Origin of the sequence: Streptomyces sp. NPDC051310 (assembly GCF_044455245.1) — a bacterium.
In the GTDB taxonomy this organism is placed as follows: Bacteria; Actinomycetota; Actinomycetes; order Streptomycetales; family Streptomycetaceae; genus Streptomyces.
In genome coordinates, this window is sequence record NZ_JBITEO010000002.1 from 213321 (window position 1) to 228722 (window position 15402).

General features: G+C 71.7%; 15 protein-coding genes. 8 read left to right on the forward strand and 7 right to left on the reverse strand.

Going from position 1 to position 15402, the window contains the following annotated elements; genetic code table 11:
* Positions 1 to 37: 37 nt before the first annotated feature.
* Both ACIA79_RS03785 and ACIA79_RS03790 read left to right on the forward strand, forming a co-directional pair.
* The gene (locus ACIA79_RS03785) at positions 38 to 2038 is read left to right on the forward strand and encodes an ABC transporter ATP-binding protein (protein WP_399426517.1); all 2001 of its coding nucleotides are present in this window, start codon (positions 38 to 40) and stop codon (positions 2036 to 2038) included.
* Positions 2035 to 2364, forward strand: a complete 330-nt coding sequence (locus ACIA79_RS03790; RefSeq protein WP_399426518.1) for a hypothetical protein — start codon at positions 2035 to 2037, stop codon at positions 2362 to 2364. Before ACIA79_RS03785 ends, ACIA79_RS03790 begins: the two co-directional genes overlap by 4 nt.
* Before the next feature lie 389 nt (positions 2365 to 2753).
* On the opposite strand, the gene ACIA79_RS03795 is transcribed toward ACIA79_RS03790, so the two are convergent.
* The 4 genes from ACIA79_RS03795 to ACIA79_RS03810 form a co-directional block, all read right to left on the reverse strand.
* Entirely contained in the window at positions 2754 to 3599 is an 846-nt protein-coding gene (locus ACIA79_RS03795) for an RNA polymerase sigma factor SigF (RefSeq protein WP_399426519.1), read from the reverse strand.
* 229 nt (positions 3600 to 3828) lie between these two features.
* A complete protein-coding gene (locus ACIA79_RS03800; protein WP_399426520.1) occupies positions 3829 to 5046 on the reverse strand; it encodes a cation:proton antiporter in 1218 nt (405 codons plus the stop codon).
* 6 nt (positions 5047 to 5052) lie between these two features.
* On the reverse strand, positions 5053 to 5538 hold the full coding sequence (locus ACIA79_RS03805) for a cation:proton antiporter regulatory subunit (protein ID WP_399426521.1): 486 nt from the start codon (positions 5536 to 5538) through the stop codon (positions 5053 to 5055).
* Between the two features lie 192 nt (positions 5539 to 5730).
* On the reverse strand, positions 5731 to 5877 hold the full coding sequence (locus tag ACIA79_RS03810) for a hypothetical protein (protein WP_399426522.1): 147 nt from the start codon (positions 5875 to 5877) through the stop codon (positions 5731 to 5733).
* A 285-nt stretch (positions 5878 to 6162) separates the two neighbouring features.
* Here ACIA79_RS03810 and ACIA79_RS03815 point away from each other — a divergent pair, with 285 nt between their 5' ends.
* The 4 genes from ACIA79_RS03815 to ACIA79_RS03830 all read left to right on the forward strand — a co-directional run bounded on the left by ACIA79_RS03815 (position 6163) and on the right by ACIA79_RS03830 (position 10508).
* Entirely contained in the window at positions 6163 to 6690 is a 528-nt protein-coding gene (locus ACIA79_RS03815) for a DUF1648 domain-containing protein (protein ID WP_399426523.1), read from the forward strand.
* Positions 6691 to 6950: 260 nt separating this feature from the next.
* Positions 6951 to 7343 (forward strand): molybdopterin-binding protein, encoded by a 393-nt coding sequence (locus ACIA79_RS03820; RefSeq protein ID WP_399426524.1) that lies wholly within the window; start codon positions 6951 to 6953, stop codon positions 7341 to 7343.
* A gap of 103 nt (positions 7344 to 7446) precedes the next feature.
* Entirely contained in the window at positions 7447 to 8253 is an 807-nt protein-coding gene (gene modA, locus ACIA79_RS03825; protein ID WP_399426525.1) for a molybdate ABC transporter substrate-binding protein, read from the forward strand.
* Positions 8254 to 8567: 314 nt separating this feature from the next.
* A complete protein-coding gene (locus tag ACIA79_RS03830; RefSeq protein WP_399426526.1) occupies positions 8568 to 10508 on the forward strand; it encodes an ABC transporter permease in 1941 nt (646 codons plus the stop codon).
* A gap of 113 nt (positions 10509 to 10621) precedes the next feature.
* On the opposite strand, the gene ACIA79_RS03835 is transcribed toward ACIA79_RS03830, so the two are convergent.
* The gene (locus ACIA79_RS03835) at positions 10622 to 10987 is read right to left on the reverse strand and encodes a hypothetical protein (RefSeq protein WP_399426527.1); all 366 of its coding nucleotides are present in this window, start codon (positions 10985 to 10987) and stop codon (positions 10622 to 10624) included.
* The gene (gene ctaD / locus ACIA79_RS03840; RefSeq protein ID WP_399426528.1) at positions 10984 to 12708 is read right to left on the reverse strand and encodes a cytochrome c oxidase subunit I; all 1725 of its coding nucleotides are present in this window, start codon (positions 12706 to 12708) and stop codon (positions 10984 to 10986) included. Before ctaD ends, ACIA79_RS03835 begins: the two co-directional genes overlap by 4 nt.
* 267 nt (positions 12709 to 12975) lie before the next feature.
* Between ctaD and ACIA79_RS03845 the strand changes: the two genes are divergently transcribed.
* Positions 12976 to 14175, forward strand: coding sequence for a hypothetical protein (locus tag ACIA79_RS03845; RefSeq protein WP_399426529.1), 1200 nt, complete (start codon positions 12976 to 12978; stop codon positions 14173 to 14175).
* A gap of 10 nt (positions 14176 to 14185) precedes the next feature.
* Positions 14186 to 14779, forward strand: a complete 594-nt coding sequence (locus tag ACIA79_RS03850; protein WP_399426530.1) for a hemerythrin domain-containing protein — start codon at positions 14186 to 14188, stop codon at positions 14777 to 14779.
* A gap of 87 nt (positions 14780 to 14866) precedes the next feature.
* Here ACIA79_RS03850 and ACIA79_RS03855 read toward each other — a convergent pair whose 3' ends face one another.
* Positions 14867 to 15385: a hypothetical protein gene (locus ACIA79_RS03855; RefSeq protein WP_399426531.1), complete on the reverse strand. Its 519-nt coding sequence runs from the start codon at positions 15383 to 15385 to the stop codon at positions 14867 to 14869.
* Positions 15386 to 15402 lie beyond the last annotated feature (17 nt).

Consider the following 15402-nt stretch of genomic DNA (forward strand, 5'->3'; position numbering starts at 1 on the left):
CGCGCCGCTCGGCACGACCGGACACGAGGTGGGCGGCATGAACGAGTCAACCGATGCGGCATCCCACAACCTGCCCGGACCGCGGTCCGCCTCGCTGCCCCTGCCGCCGACGACCGTGCCGGCGGGGCCGGAGGACGGCGACATGACCGACGCGATGGAAGAGGCGTACTGGTCCGTCCACGATGGAGCCGCCGCCAGCGCCACGGTGCGCCAGGTGCTCGCCCGTCTGCCCAGGATCACCGCCCTGATCGGGCGGCTCGCCTGGCAGGCGGACCGCGCGTCCACCCTCACGGCCGTCGCCTGCCAACTGACCTCGGCCGCCATGGCGGCCTTCGGGCTGATCGCCTCGGTCGGAGTGCTCCAGCACCTGTTCGCCCAGGGGCCCACGCCCGATCGCGTACGCGCCGCCATCCCCCAGATCCTGCTCGTCGCCGGCTTCCTCTCCGCCCGGGCCTTGCTGGAGGCCGCCGTCTCGGTGGCCCAGGCACGCGTCACGCCCAAGATCCGCACCGCGCTCGAGTGCGAGTTCCTGAGCCTCACCGCGCACGTACGGCTGGAGGCCGTCGAGGACGCCGACTGGCACGACGAGGTGCACCGTGCCAACGACCGCGGGCTGTTCTACGCCCGGATGATCGTGGGGCAGGTCGTCTCCCTGGCCTCCGCGGCCCTCGGCCTCATCGGCACCGCCGGCGTCCTGAGCGTCCTCCACCCCGCCCTGCTCCCGCTGTTGTTGCTGTCCGTCCTGCCGGTGGGGGCGGCCGCCGTGCACAGCGCGCGTGCCCGCTTCCACTCCTTCAAGCGATGGAACGCGCTGCAACGCCGCGTTCGCGTGTTCTCCTGGCTGCTGCTCGACGTGGACGCGGCCGCGGAGCTGCGCTCCGACACGGCCCAAGGCGCCCTGCTGGACGAGCACCGCCGCCTGACCGCCAAGATCGCCGATGAGGACACCCGCCTGGGCGTGAACGCGGCCCTGATCAACCTCGCCGGCCGGGCGGTGGGCGGAGTCGGTACCGGCATCACCTACACCGCGCTGGCCGCCATGCTGATCGCAGGGTGGCTTCCCCTGGCCGCGGGGGCCGGCGCAGTCCTGGCCATCCAGTCCGGACGTGCCTCCCTGACCCAGCTCATCGAGTTCGCCCACCTCGTCTACGAGCACGCCCTGTGGGTCGACGACCTCCTCGCCGTCCAGGAGCGCAGTCGCCGTCTCCTGCCCCGTACGGCCGATGTGCGGGCGCCGGAGAAGGTGAAGGAGATCACCGTCCAGGACGTCCACTTCACCTACCCCGGCAAGGACACCCCGGCGCTCGACGGCGTCTCCTTCACCCTCCGCGCCGGGGAGACGGTGGCGTTCGTCGGCCTCAACGGATCGGGGAAGTCGACCTGCGCCAAGGTGCTGGCCGGCCTGTACGAACCGCAGAAGGGCAGCGTGAGCTGGGACGGCGTCGACGTACGGCAGATGGACGCCAAGTCGGTGCACCGGCAGGTCGCCTGTGTCCTGCAGGACCCGGTGCGGTTCCCCTTCAGCGCCCTGTCGAACATCACCGCCGGAACCGGCACGCTCACCGAGGCCGACCCCCGGCGAGCCATGACCGCCGCACGGGCCGCAGGAGCCGACGGGGTCATCGCCGCACTTCCCGCTCAGTGGAAGACGCTGCTGTCCAAACGGTTCAAGGGCGGGCAACAACTCTCCGGCGGACAGTGGGCGAAGATCGCCGTCGCCCGGGGCCTGTACAAGGCGGCGCCGCTGCTGCTCCTGGACGAGCCGACGGCGAGCATGGACCCGCCGTCCGAGCACGCCGTGTACGAGGCTGTTCTGCGCGGCCGGCTGCGCACCGACCAGATCACGGTGCTGATCTCCCACCGGCTCGCCAGCGTCGTCGACTGCGACCGCATCCTCGTCTTCGACAGCGGCCGCATCGTGGAATCCGGGTCCCACGACGAGCTCATGGCCACGGGCGGCGACTACGCCGCCATGTTCACCCTGCAGGCCAGCGGCTACCGGCCCAGCGCCGCCACGGCAGAGGAGGCGGGCCGGTGAACCCCTCCGCCACCACTCCCCCGCTCACCGGGCCCGGTGGCCCCTCGTCCACGTCGTTGTGGCGGCACCGCGACTTCCGGCGGTACCTCACCAGCCGGACCGCCGGCGTGGCCGGCATCTCGATCAGCTCGATGGCCATTCCGGTGCTCGCCGTACTCGAGCTCGACGCCACCCCCGGCCAGGTGGCCCGGCGGGCGTTCCGGGGGCGGCTGCCGCCCGCACTGCCCGCTCCGCACGCCGGTGGTGGTCCCGGGCCGGCGCTCCAAGCGACGGCAGAACACCCCGGACGCCGGCCCTGGTTGGCCGACTCGGCGCCCAGCGGGTGACCAGCCGCTGCTGTGCCCTGTCCTGGACGCCGACCGACGCCGCCCTCCCGCACCGACACCACAGCGGTCGAAAGCGCCGACCCACCGGTCATGCTCTGACCGGGGCCGGGCGGTGGGCACCGACAAGGCGGGGCGAATCCCTGGGCGGTCCCCCGGGCGGCGCTTCGGATCTCACAGCCTTGGGCCACACCGGTGGCAGTCCTGCTGAGCGGTCGCGATCAGCTCCCTGCGGCCCTGCCTCCGCAACAGGCCGCCCCGACCGCGACCGTGCCGTACATGGCACCGGTCCACGCGCCGTCCGCTGTCACCGCACAGCCGGAGCCGAGCCGAGGGACCGTGGCGTGACGACTTGCTGTGTCCGCGTCCGGGCCGGCTGCGTCTGTGGTGGGTCAGCGGGTGGTGAGCATGCCGTCCCGGAGGTGGGAGAGGGTGCGGGACAGCAGGCGGGATACGTGCATCTGGGAGACGCCGAGGCGTTCACCGATCTGGCTCTGGGTGAGTTCGTCGACGAAACGCATGTGGAGGATCTGGCGGTCACGCTCGTCGAGCGCGGCGATCATCGGAGCCAGTGCGTGGAAGTCCTCGACGAGCTCGAGGGCGTGGTCGTCGGTGCCGATGAAGTCGGCCATGGCCATCTCGCCGTCCTCGCTCCCGCTGATCGTGGCGTCCAGCGAGGCCGAGGTGTAGCCGTTCGAGGCCAGCCTGGCCTCCACGACCTCTTCCTCCGACAAGCTCATCAGCTCCGACAGTTCCTTGACGGTCGGCGTCCTGCCGAGACGGCTGCGCAGTTCCTCCGTGGCGCGGGCAAGCTGGACGCGGGCCTCCTGCAAGCGGCGGGGGACGTGGACGGCCCAGCTTGTATCGCGGAAGAACCTCTTGATCTCACCGACGATGTAGGGGATGGCGAAGGACGTGAACTCCACTTCCCGCGACAGCTCGAACCGGTCGATCGCCTTGATCAGGCCGATCATGCCGACCTGGACGATGTCCTCCATCTCCTCCGGTCCACGGCTGCGGAACCGGCCGGCCGCGTAGCGGACCAGGGACATGTTCATCTCGATCAGCGTGGAGCGGGTGCGGCTGTATTCGGGCGTGCCCTCCTCCAGCACCGCAAGCTGGTCGAAGAACAGCCGGGACAGCTCACGGGCGTCCTTCGGCGCCACCTTGGAAGGGTCGGCGATCTCCGGCAGGATCGCGGTCTCCGTGTCGGTGCCGGCCGCAGTCATTGTCGCCATGATGCTTCCCTCCCCATCCGTCCCCCGTACGTCGCCGGCCCGGTGCCGGGCCGACCACCAGCCCCTACCCCCGCATCTGCGTGCCATGCCCGCAGAAAGGGCGGACGCTGCGCCCTGTTGCGCGCTCCGCCCCCGCACGGGCCGGCCCATGGCCTCCGACGGACCCGGGCCGGATGGCAACCGCGGTGCCGGCGGGCCCGGGCCCCGGCGGTGGCGCGCGCGGTGCGCGTCAGGTGGTCGTGTGGACGGCGTCGGCCCTCTCGGCCTCGGGGGCCATGGCGGGCGCCGGGGCGGCGGGGCGCCGGATGAGGCGGCGGGCCAGGGGCTCGGTCCAGCGGGCGGCGAGCGGGCCGATGATCACGAGCAGCAGCACGTACGCGGTCGCCAGGGGGCCGATGCGGGGCTCGACGCCCACGGCGAGACCGGCGATGACGATGGAGAACTCCCCGCGCGCGACCAGGGTGCCTCCCGCGCGCCAGCGGCCGCGGGTGCCGATGCCGGCGCGGCGCGCCGCGTACCAGCCGGTGGCGATCTTCGTCAGCGCGGTGGCGACGGCGAGGAGCAGCGCGGGCACGAGCACGGGCGGGATGTCCGCGGGGTCGGTGGACAGACCGAAGAAGACGAAGAAGACGGCGGCGAACAGGTCCCGCAGCGGGGTGAGGAGGTTGCTGGCGCCCTCGGCGACCTCACCGGACAGCGCGATGCCGACGAGGAACGCGCCGACGGCGGCCGAGACCTGGAGTTCCTGCGCGATGCCGGCGACCAGGAGGGTCAGGCCGAGGACGACCAGGAGCAGCATCTCGGCGTTGTCGGAGGAGACGGCCTTGCTGATGAGGCGGCCGTGGCGGAGGGCGACGTACAGCACGGCACCGACGGTGCCCAGGGAGATCAGGAGGGTGACGCTGCCGCCGGCCAGGCTCACACCGGCCAGCATGGCGGTGAGGATCGGCAGGTAGACCGCCATGGCGAGGTCCTCGATGACGAGGATGCCGAGGATGACGGGGGTCTCGCGGTTGCCGAGCCGGCCGAGGTCGCCGAGCACCTTGGCGATGACGCCGGAGGACGAGATCCAGGTGACACCGGCGAGCGCGACCGCCGCTACCGGGCCCCAGCCGAGGATCAGGGCGGCGACGGCGCCCGGCGCGGCGTTGAGGACGAAGTCGACGGCGCCGGAGGGGTACTGCGTCTTGAGGTTGGTGACGAGTTCGGAGGCGCTGTACTCCAGGCCGAGGAGCAGGAGCAGGAGGATGACGCCTATCTCGGCGCCGGTGGCGATGAACTCCTCACTGGCCTGGAGGGGGATGATGCCGCCGTGGCCGAAGGCCAGGCCGGCGAGCAGGTAGAGGGGTATGGGCGAGAAGCCGACCCGGCCGGCGAGGCGTCCCAGGATCCCCAGGCCCAGGATGACGGTCCCGAGTTCTATGAGCATGGCGGTCGTGTCGTGCACGGGCGTCTATCCTCCGGTGATCAGTTCGGCGACGGCGTCGACGCCTTCTCGGGTACCGACGACGACGAGGGTGTCGCCGATCGCGAAGCGGAAGTCGGGAGCGGGTGAGGGGACGGCCGCGGTACGGCGCAGCACGGCGACGATGGAGGCGCCGGTGCGGCTGCGGGCCTGGGTCGAGCCGAGGGTGCGTCCCGCGTACGGGGAGCGCTTGGTGACCTCGATGTTCTCCGTGACCAGGTCGATCTCCATGTGCTGGTGCAGATGGGCGACCGGGTCGGGGATCAGCAGCTTGCCCAGGGCCGTCGACTCGTGCGGCTCCAGGGCGGCGGATTCCCGGCAGTTGTCGTCGTCCTCCGGGTCGTGGAAGGCGAGGATCCGCCGCCCGTCCTGGTGGACGACCACCGAGAGGTGACGGCCGGCTTCGGTCTCCAGGTCGTACCGGGTGCCGACGCCGGGCAGGACGGTTTTATGGGTGTGAGCCGTGGGCTCCATGGCTGCTCCAGAAAGAACGCGGGTGCGGGTGGGCCGGGTTCGGGTCGATCGCTCGGGTACGGCCGGTCGTGGCGCGTGCACGAGTGCCCTGTCAGCAGGCGATTCTGCATCACGCGTCACGGCCTGCGGTGGCCGCCGGGCGCGAGGGCCGGCCGCGCACGGCGCAGTGGCTCTGCCGCCGCGGGCCGGGTGTCAGATGCGGATGCTGATGCCGCTGGTATCCGGCACGCTGTCGCGAGCGGCGTTGTCGATACGCGCCGAGCGGGAGGCGGAGGGCGCGGGCGGACGGGAGGCCGTCCCGGTGACGGTCGGGTTCACGTCGCGGATGCTGCGAGCCATGTCACGCCTCCCCTCACTTCGCCTCTCACTTCGTCCCTCACCTCGACGGATGGCAGCCGGTTCCCGGCAAAGGAATGAGCGTCCACGCGTTCAAGGGAGCGTAATGGCTCGGTAAAGGATTGTACCGCAGGAGAAATACCGAAAAGCGCCCTCCAGTAGAGCAAAGAGCTGGATAACGGACGACAGGAGACGGCACCCCGGGTGCGATACGCCGCACGTCGGCGGCCTTCTCCGCCGGCCTCGAACCACCTCGGCAATCGCACGCCGACGATGGACGATCGCCCCATGGTGTTTCGCCGTCCTCTTCTGCCGTGGTTTCTTCTCAATGCCGTATTACTCGCCGTCCTGGCGATCCGGGGCACCCTCCGGTACCCGCATCTGCCCGACCGGATACCTGAGCGCATCGGCCTCGACGGCGTGGACGCCTGGACCGGCCGGTCGATCGGCAGCGCGTTCGCGCTGGTGTTCCTGTACGCCGGGGTGACCGTGCTGATCACCGTGTGCGCGGAGATGACGCTGCGGGTGACACCGCGCGACGAGCTGCACGGGGAGGCGGTGCCGTCCGCCGCCGGGCGAGCGCCGTCCTCGCTGGTGGTCCGGCCCGCCGGCCTTGGCGCGGCCCGCCGGATCGCCCGGGCCGTGCTGGTGCTCGACGCGTGCATCGGCATCTCCCCCCTCTTCGGCTGCGGAGTGCTGTGGCGCTCCACGCCCGAGGCGGAGGTGCCGGTATGGCTGTTCGCCGCCCTGGTGCTGCCGCCCCTCGCCGGCACCGTGCTGACGGTGGCGGCGGCCGCGACCGGGCGGAAGCGCTGAGCCGGGACCGGGAGCGGGACCGGGAGCGCTGGGTCGGGAGCGCGGGCGGAAGCGCTGAGCCGGGGACGGGGCACGGTGTCCGCGCCGGGGGCGCCGGGGCTGAGGCCGGGGGCCGGGGGTGCGAGCCGGGCGAGGGCAAACGGGCACGGCTCGCGTCAATGAGAGCTTTCTCCGACGCCATGAACGCGGGGTTGGCATCTGCGACGGAGAAGCGGGCGCAGCGTTGCAGATGCCAGCCTGATCGCTCTAACGTGGCGCTTATGCAGTCCTACACCATCGGACAGGCGGCGCGTCTGCTCGGCGTCAGTCCCGACACCGCGCGCCGCTGGGCGGACGCCGGCCGGGTCGCGACCCATCGCGACGAGACCGGTCGCCGCCTCATCGACGGCCGGGACCTCGCCGCCTTCTCCGTCGAGGTCGCCCAGGGCGGCGCCGAGGACGACACCTCGTACACCACGGCCCGCAACGCCTTCCCCGGCATCGTCACCGCCGTCAAGCTCGGCGACGTGGCGGCCCAGGTCGAGATCCAGGCGGGACCGCATCGGATCGTCTCGCTCCTGACCCGGGAGGCCGTGGAGGAACTGGGCCTCGAAGTCGGCATGCAGGCCACCGCCCGCGTGAAGTCGACCAACGTGCACATCGACCGCAGCTGAACCGGGCCGCGCGCCGCCGAGCGGCGTCGCCCGTCACCGTCGCGGCTCATCACCCTTCCGCCCGGACGGCACCAGCCGACCTGTCCCCGAGGAGCACCACCTCATGGCCCTGCCGTTCACCGGACGCCGCGCCGCCGCCGCGGCGCTGACGGCCGCCCTCATCGTTCCGCTCACCGCCTGCGGCAATGACGGCTCCCCGGAAGCGGGCGGCAGCGGGAAGGCGACCGGGCCCGCCGGTACGACCCCGGCCCGGCTGACCGTGCTGGCGGCCGCCTCCCTGACCGACGTCTTCAAGGCAGCCGGCGCGGCGTACGAGAAGGCGAACCCGGGCACGAGGATCACCTTCTCCTTCGCCGGGTCGCAGGAACTGGTGGCCCAGGTCAAGCAGGGAGCCCCCGCGGACGCCCTGGTCACCGCCGACACCAGGAGCATGGACAGCGTCCGGGCGGACACCGGCACCCCGGCCGTCATCGCCAGGAACCGCCTCGTCATCGCCACCGTCGAGGGCAACCCCCACAGGATCGACGAGCTGAAGGACCTCGGCGACCCGATGCTCAAGGTCGTCCTGGCCGCGCCCGAGGTGCCGGCCGGCAAGTACAGCAGGAAGATCCTCGACGCCCAGCGGATCACCGTGCGGCCGGTCTCCCAGGAACCCAGCGTCCGGGCCGTGCTGAGCAAGGTCGAGCTGGGCGAGGCCGACGCCGGACTCGTCTACAGGACCGACGCCGACAGCGCGCCCGGCAAGGTCGACGCGGTCGACATCCCCGACGCGCAGAACGCCATCGCGCGGTACCCGGCCGCCACACTGAAGCAGTCCCGGAACGCCGGGGCCGCCGCCGCGTTCGTGGCCTGGCTGTCCTCGCCCGGGGCGCAGAAGATCCTGCGGGACGCCGGCTTCCAGAAGCCGTGACCCGCGGGGCCGGACCCGCGACCGGACCCACGCGACCGGACCCTCGGTCGGACCCACGCGACCGGCCGTGACGGGCTGCCCCTTCCGGGTGGCGGCCCCTGCCGGGTCGGGCGGTCCCTGCCCAGGGGCGGTCCCTCCCGGGGGCGGCCTCTGCCGGGTCGGACAACCCCTTCCGGGGCCCTTCCCGGGTGGCGGCCCTGCCGGTCGGGCGGCCCGTTCCGGGGGCAGCTCCCTGGGTCGGGGTCGTACCGGGGGCCCGTTCCCGGGGCGGCACCCCGTCCCCCCTTCACCGCTCCACGCCCGAGGAACCCCAGATGAAGCTCACCCGCAACCGCGAGCCGGGCCCCCGCACCCCCGTCGCGCTGGCCCTCCCCGCGTTGCTGGCCGTCGCGTTCCTGCTGCTGCCGCTGCTCGGCATCCTGGTCCGCACGTCCTGGAGCGAGCTCGCCGGCCACCTCACCACTCCGGGGACCGTCGAGGCCCTCCGGCTCTCGCTCGTGGTGTCGTTCTGGGCGCTCGGCCTGTCCCTGGCGCTCGGCGTGCCGCTGGCGTGGCTGCTGGCCCGGGTGCGCTTCCCCGGCAAGGCGTTCGTGCGCTCCCTCGTACTGCTGCCGATGGTGCTGCCGCCGACGGTCGGCGGCGTGGCGCTGCTGCTCGGGTTCGGGCGCCGGGGGCTGCTGGGCCCGTGGCTGGAGGACACCTTCGGCCTCACCCTGCCGTTCCACACCTCCGGCGCCGTCCTCGCCGCGACGTTCGTCGCCATGCCGTTCCTCGTCATCAGCCTGGAAGGCGCGCTGGGCGGGCTGCATCCCCGTTACGAGGAGACGGCCGCCTCCCTCGGGGCCTCGCCGGTACGGGTGTTCCTGACAGTCACGATGCCGATGGTGGCGCCCGGGCTCATCGCGGGGGCCGCGCTCACCTGGGCGCGGGCGCTGGGCGAGTTCGGCGCCACGATCACCTTCGCCGGCAACCTGCCCGGCACCACCCAGACCCTGCCGCTCCAGGTGTACCTGCTGCTCCAGGAGCAGCCGGAGGCGGCGACGTCGGTCTCCCTGCTGCTGCTCGCCATCGCCATGCTGGTGCTCATCGCCCTGCGCGGCCGCTGGAACGGGGCGCCTCCCGCCCACTCCCCCGGCCCCGGCGCACGGGCGGACGAAGCCGACCCGGACGCGGCCCCCGGCACGGCCCCCGCCCCGGCCGCGCCCGCCGCTCCCGCGGACCGCTGGTCCCTGCACGCCGACGTGACCGGCTTCGACCAACTGGTCCTGGACGCCGGGCCGGGCACCACCATCGCCGTCGTCGGCCCCAACGGCGCCGGCAAGACGACCCTCCTTCGGGCGCTGCTCGGCCTCACACCCCGCGCCCACGCCGCACTCCGGCTCGGGGACACCGACGTCACCGCCCTGCCCCCGCACCGCCGCGGCGTCGCCTGGGTGCCCCAGGACGGCGCGCTCTTCCCGCGCATGAGCGCCCTGGCCAACACGGCGTACGGGCTGCGCGCCCAGCACGTGCCCCGGGCCGAGGCCCGCCGCGCCGCCCAGGAGTGGCTGGACCGCCTCGGTGTCGGGCACCTCGCCCACCGCAGGCCCGCGCAGCTCTCCGGCGGCCAGGCGCAGCGCGTCGCGCTCGCCCGCGCACTGGCCGCGCGCCCGCGGCTCCTGCTGCTCGACGAACCCCTCGCCGCGCTCGACCAGACCACTCGCGCCCGGGTACGCCACACTCTGCGCACCCACCTCGACGGCTTCGGCGGCGTCTGCCTGATCGTCACGCACGATCCCGTGGAGGCGGTCGCGCTCGCCGACCGGGTCCTGGTCCTGCACGAGGGACGCGCCCTGCAGGACGCACCGCCCGCCGAGGTCTCCCGGCACCCGCGCTCGCCCTGGGTGGCGCGCATGCTCGGCCGCAACGCCTGGCCCGGCACCACGACCGCCGAAGGCGTCCGCCTCACCGGTGGCGGCACACTGACCGTCGCCGAACCGCTCCCCGCGGGTGCCGGCGTCCTCGCGATCTTCGCGCCCGAAGCCGTCGCCCTCCACCGCGACAAGCCGTCCGGAAGCCCGCGGAACGTGTGGGCCGGCACCGTACGGGAGATCACCGGCGCCGGAAGCCGGCTGCGTGTCCTCATCACCTGCGCGCAGGTGCCGGACCTCGTCGCCGAGATCACCCCGGAAGCCGCCGCCGAACTCGGCCTCGGCGAGGGCACGCCCGTCTGGACGAGCGTCAAGGCCACCGAGACGACCCTGGTGGCCCTCTGAAGGAGCGCCCCGGCGCCACGCGGGCGATCCGTACCCGCCCGGCCTAGCCGCCGAGGGCGGGCGGCCGGCGGGACGGCGGGGCCGGCCGCGGGGCGGCGCGCGGCCGCCGCGTCTCACCGGCCGAGGAGAGCGGTGAGCACGGTGCCCGCGCACACCGAGACGGAGGTGAGGAGCGCGCCCGCGCTCAGGCAGAGGAGGCGCCGGCGGAGGGTGACGTAGCGCGCGGTGTACTCGCCGCGGAGTTCCTCGCAGCGGGCGGCGATGGCCCGCAGCAGCTTTTTGGACAGTTCGATGCGGTCCTGCGCGTACAGGCGGACGACTTCCTCCCGCTGGGCGGTGGTCAGCCACGGCATGCGGTCGGCGAACGCCTCCCCCTCGATCCCGGCCGTACGCAGCTCCGCCTGGCAGAGCAGGTATCCCTCGATCTCGTTGACGGCCGCGGCCGTCTCCCGGGTGATCGAGGGCCGCGCCTGCCTCACGCCTCCTCCTCGCCCCGCAGCGGGGCCACGCCCTTGCCGGGTTCGACGACATCCCTGCGGCCGTGGCTGACCGCGCTGTCGAAGGCGCTGATGGCCGGGTGGTGCAGGTCGAACGCCGGGGATTCGGAGCGGATCCTCGGCAGGGTGAGGAAGTTGTGCCGCGGCGGCGGGCAGGAGGTGGCCCACTCCAGGGAGCGCCCGTATCCCCAGGGATCGTCGACGTCGATCCGCTTGCCGACCTTGGCGGTCTTCCAGACGTTGTAGAGGAACGGCAGCGTGGAGAGGCCCAGCACGAACGAGCCGATCGACGACAGCATGTTCAGGCCGGTGAACCCGTCGGCGGCGAGGTAGTCGGCGTACCGGCGCGGCATGCCCTCCGCGCCGAGCCAGTGCTGGACGAGGAACGTCAGGTGGAAGCCCACGAACAGCGTCCAGAAATGGATCTTCCCGAGGCGTTCGTCGAGCATGGTCCCGGTCATCTTGGGCCACCAGAAATGGAAGCCGGCGAACATCGCGAACACCACGGTGCCGAAGACGACGTAGTGGAAGTGGGCGACGACGAAATACGTGTCGGTGACGTGCCAGTCCAGGGGCGGTGAGCCGAGGATGACACCGGTGAGGCCGCCGAAGAGGAACGTCACCAGGAATCCGATGGACCACAGCATGGGCGTCTCGAAACTGAGCGCCCCCTTCCACAGGGTGCCGATCCAGTTGAAGAACTTCACCCCGGTCGGCACCGCGATGAGGAACGTCATGAAGGAGAAGAACGGCAGCAGCACTGCACCGGTCGCGAACATGTGGTGCGCCCATACGGTCACCGACAGGCCGGTGATGGCGATGGTGGCGCCCACCAGGCCGATGTAGCCGAACAGCGGCTTGCGGGAGAAGACCGGGAGGATTTCGGTCACCACGCCGAAGAAGGGCAGCGCCAGGATGTAGACCTCGGGGTGGCCGAAGAACCAGAACAGGTGCTGCCAGAGAATGGCCCCGCCGTTCTCCGGGTTGAAGATGTTCGCCCCGAACCGGCGGTCGGCCTCCAGCGCGAAGAGGGCGGCGGCCAGCACGGGGAACGCCAGCAGCACCAGGACCGAGGTGAGCAGGACGTTCCAGGTGAAGATGGGCATGCGGAACATGGTCATGCCCGGGGCGCGCATGCAGATGATCGTGGTCATGAAATTGACGGCGCCGAGGATGGTGCCGAAGCCCGAGAGGGCGAGCCCCATGATCCACATGTCGCCGCCCACGTACGGGGTGCGTTCGCCGCCGCTGAGCGGCGTGTAGGCCGTCCAGCCGAAGTCGGCGGTGCCCTCCGGGGTCAGCAGCCCCGCGACGACGATGAGGCCGCCGAAGAGGAACAGCCAGTACGAGAACATGTTCAGCCGCGGGAACGCCACGTCCGGGGAGCCGATCTGCAACGGCATGATGGCGTTGGCGAAACCGGCGAAGGTGGGCGTCGCGAACAGCAGCAGCATGATCGTGCCGTGCAGGGTGAACGTCTGGTTGTACTGCTCGTTCGAGATGAGCTGGATTCCGGGCCGGGCGAGTTCCGCACGGAGCATCAGGGCGAGCAGTCCGCCGAAGAGGAAGAAGGCGAACGACGTGATCAGGTAGAGGTGCCCGATCTTCTTGTGGTCCGTCGTGGTCAGCCAGTCGACGGCAATGCGTCCCAGGCCTCGTCCTTTCACCGGGACGATCGTGGTCGGCTCGGTGGTGGTGGCCATATGGAACCCCAGGGGCGCGACGGGAAAGCGGACGTGCGCGACTGCGTGTTCCGTCGCGACGGATAAACGTTATGTGTGCGGCGAGGGAAAGGACACCGCCGCGTCCGGGAAGTGCTCCGAACGGCCGCCCGCCATCGGAGTGACGGGGAGCGGGGTCGCGCAGCGTGTGCCGACCGAATGGCTAGGAATGAACAGGCCCCCGTCTTTGCGCTGTTCCCTGCGCGCCTTCCGGGGTACTCAGTCGTGACCCCGATCAAGGAGGCATGGATGACGTTCAATCCGCTGGAGCAGCGGGGCATTCCGCTGGACCGCCAGATCAGGAACTGGCGCGAGCTGAACGTGGACCCGATCGACCCCGACCGCTGCGACCCGTACACCCGCTGCCGGATCATCACCATGAACGGCATCGAGGTCGAGGCGATCCTCTTCAGCCACCAGCTGGCCCGCAACACCGTCGATCCGGAGGTGAAGCGGCAGCTGGCCCAGACGCGTTACATCGAGGCCCAGCAGCAGAAGGTGGTGAACTGGCTGCTGCCCGGCGTGTCGTCCGTCCTGGAGACGACGATCGCCTACGAGCAGGTCGCGGTGGACCTCACCGCGTGGGTGGCCCGGATGGAGCCGGACCCGTACCTGAAGCAGGCGTACCAGTTCGGTGTGCTGGAGGACTTCGACCACCTGTACCGGTACGCGAACCTGTACGAGATGATCGAGCACCGCAAGGCCGAGTCGATCGTCGACAACCTGAACGAGGTCATGCCGGGCCGGCCGACGAAGTACCACCACCGCCACCCGTTCGACAACGTCCGCGACCCGTACGACCGCGAGGCCACGAACCCGCTGTCGAAGCTGCACGCCCTGACGATCATGTCGGCCGAGCAGCAGACGATGAACTTCTACATGAACACCGGCCCCACCTACATGGAGCCCATCGCCCGGCAGCTCTACCAGGAGATCGGGCTGATCGAGGAGGAGCACGTCACGCACTACGAGTCGCTGGTCGACCCGGGCGAGACGTGGTGGGAGCAGCTCGTCAACCACGAGTACAACGAGTGCTACCTGTACTACTCCTTCATGGAGCAGGAGAGCGACCCCAAGGTGAAGGCCGTCTGGGAGCTGCACCTGAACATGGAGCTGGAGCACCTGCACCAGGCCTGCGACCTGATGCGGCGCTACGACGGCCGCGAGCCGGAGTCGGTGCTGGCGCCCGAGCTGCCGAACGTGCTGACGTTCGAGCCGAACAAGGGGTACCTGCGTGAGCTGCTCGCCACGCAGATGGACCTCACCACCCTCGGTGCCGGGTACGTGCGCGAGGCGCACGAGCGCTTCGAGCAGCTGCAGGCGCAGATCCACGGCGGTGAGGAACCGCCGAGCGAGCGGGTCATGGCGCAGCACGGCGAGATGTTCGGGCGCGAGTACCGCGTCGAGACGGAGGGCGAGCACCCCGACCCCGCCATGCGGGAGAAGTAGGAGAGCCGACGTGTCGCAGGTGGAAACCCCCCAGGCCGGGGACGACCGGGCCACGGACGACGACGTGGTGGCTCTGCTGATGCGCCAGCACGGGGACATCCGCAACCTCTTCGACGAGGTCGAGGGCAGCGAGGGCGACGAGCGGCGGGAGGCCTTCCGCCGGCTGGTGCGGCTCCTCGCGGTGCACGAGACGGCCGAGGAGGAGGTGGTGCACCCCTTCGCGCGCCGCGGCTTCCCGGGCGGCGAGCAGGTCGTCGAGGACCGGCTCGCCGAGGAGCGGGCCGCGAAGGAGACGCTGGCCGAGCTCGACGGCATGGACACCGACAGCCCGGACTTCCTCCCGCGGCTGATGAAGCTGCGCTCCGAGGTCCAGGAGCACGCGCGGGCGGAGGAGCGCTACGAGTTCACCCACATCCGCCGCAGCACCGACGCGGCGAAACTCGCGTCCATGGCGCGGGGCGTCAAGGCCGCGGAGGCGATGGCACCGACCCGGCCGCACCCGGGCGTGGAGTCGGCCGCGGCCAATGTCGCGCTCGGTCCGCTCGCCGCGTTGATGGACCGTACGAAGGACGCGGTGCGCAAGGCCATGGGCAAGGACGGCTGAGCCAGGGGCTTACGGGGGGCCCGGCAGCTGCCGGGGCCCCCGTAAGCCCGAGGGCTCCGGAGGCCCCGGGGGCCCGCCGTACGCGGCTCAGTGCCTGCGGTGCCGTCCCGAGGGGGCCTCGCCGGCCCGCGCGGCGCGGAACAGCAGCAGCGAAACGACCGACAGGACGATCAGGACGCTGCCCGCCGCCACGTCGAACACATGGGCCCCGTCGGCGAACACCACGGTGTCGCGGAGCCCCAGCAACCAGGGGGACGCGACGAGCCAGGCGCCGGCCGCCAGCACCGTCAGGTCCGACCACGGACCCAGGTGCCACTTGAACCGGGCCATCGCCACGAACAGGACGATCATGCCCACGCCCAGCTCGTTGCGGTGGGCGTCCTTGGCGGTGGTGGGTTCGCCGGTGACCCACGGCGCCACGAAGAGGGCGATCGCGGTGAGCAGCATCAGCAGGCTGATGAGCTGGTCCCGCTGCCCTTCGCGCAGGATCTGCCGCGGATCGGGCGCCACGGCGTCGTGCACCTCGTCCCGGCGTCCTTCCCGCAGGATCCGCGCCGTTCCGTGCGCCACGGGGTCATGCGACCCCTGCACCACTCTGCCGGCCATGCCGATCAACTCCTTTC

Coding starts and splice junctions, on each gene's coding strand:
- modA (WP_399426525.1), top strand. CDS start 7,447: ATGGCCCTGCCGTTCACCGGACGCCGCGCCGCCGCCGCGGCGCTGACG.
- ACIA79_RS03805 (WP_399426521.1), bottom strand. CDS start 5,538: ATGGAGCCCACGGCTCACACCCATAAAACCGTCCTGCCCGGCGTCGGC.
- ctaD (WP_399426528.1), bottom strand. CDS start 12,708: ATGGCCACCACCACCGAGCCGACCACGATCGTCCCGGTGAAAGGACGA.
- ACIA79_RS03820 (WP_399426524.1), top strand. CDS start 6,951: ATGCAGTCCTACACCATCGGACAGGCGGCGCGTCTGCTCGGCGTCAGT.
- ACIA79_RS03855 (WP_399426531.1), bottom strand. CDS start 15,385: ATGGCCGGCAGAGTGGTGCAGGGGTCGCATGACCCCGTGGCGCACGGA.
- ACIA79_RS03845 (WP_399426529.1), top strand. CDS start 12,976: ATGACGTTCAATCCGCTGGAGCAGCGGGGCATTCCGCTGGACCGCCAG.
- ACIA79_RS03815 (WP_399426523.1), top strand. CDS start 6,163: ATGGTGTTTCGCCGTCCTCTTCTGCCGTGGTTTCTTCTCAATGCCGTA.
- ACIA79_RS03830 (WP_399426526.1), top strand. CDS start 8,568: ATGAAGCTCACCCGCAACCGCGAGCCGGGCCCCCGCACCCCCGTCGCG.
- ACIA79_RS03785 (WP_399426517.1), top strand. CDS start 38: ATGAACGAGTCAACCGATGCGGCATCCCACAACCTGCCCGGACCGCGG.
- ACIA79_RS03795 (WP_399426519.1), bottom strand. CDS start 3,599: ATGGCGACAATGACTGCGGCCGGCACCGACACGGAGACCGCGATCCTG.
- ACIA79_RS03810 (WP_399426522.1), bottom strand. CDS start 5,877: ATGGCTCGCAGCATCCGCGACGTGAACCCGACCGTCACCGGGACGGCC.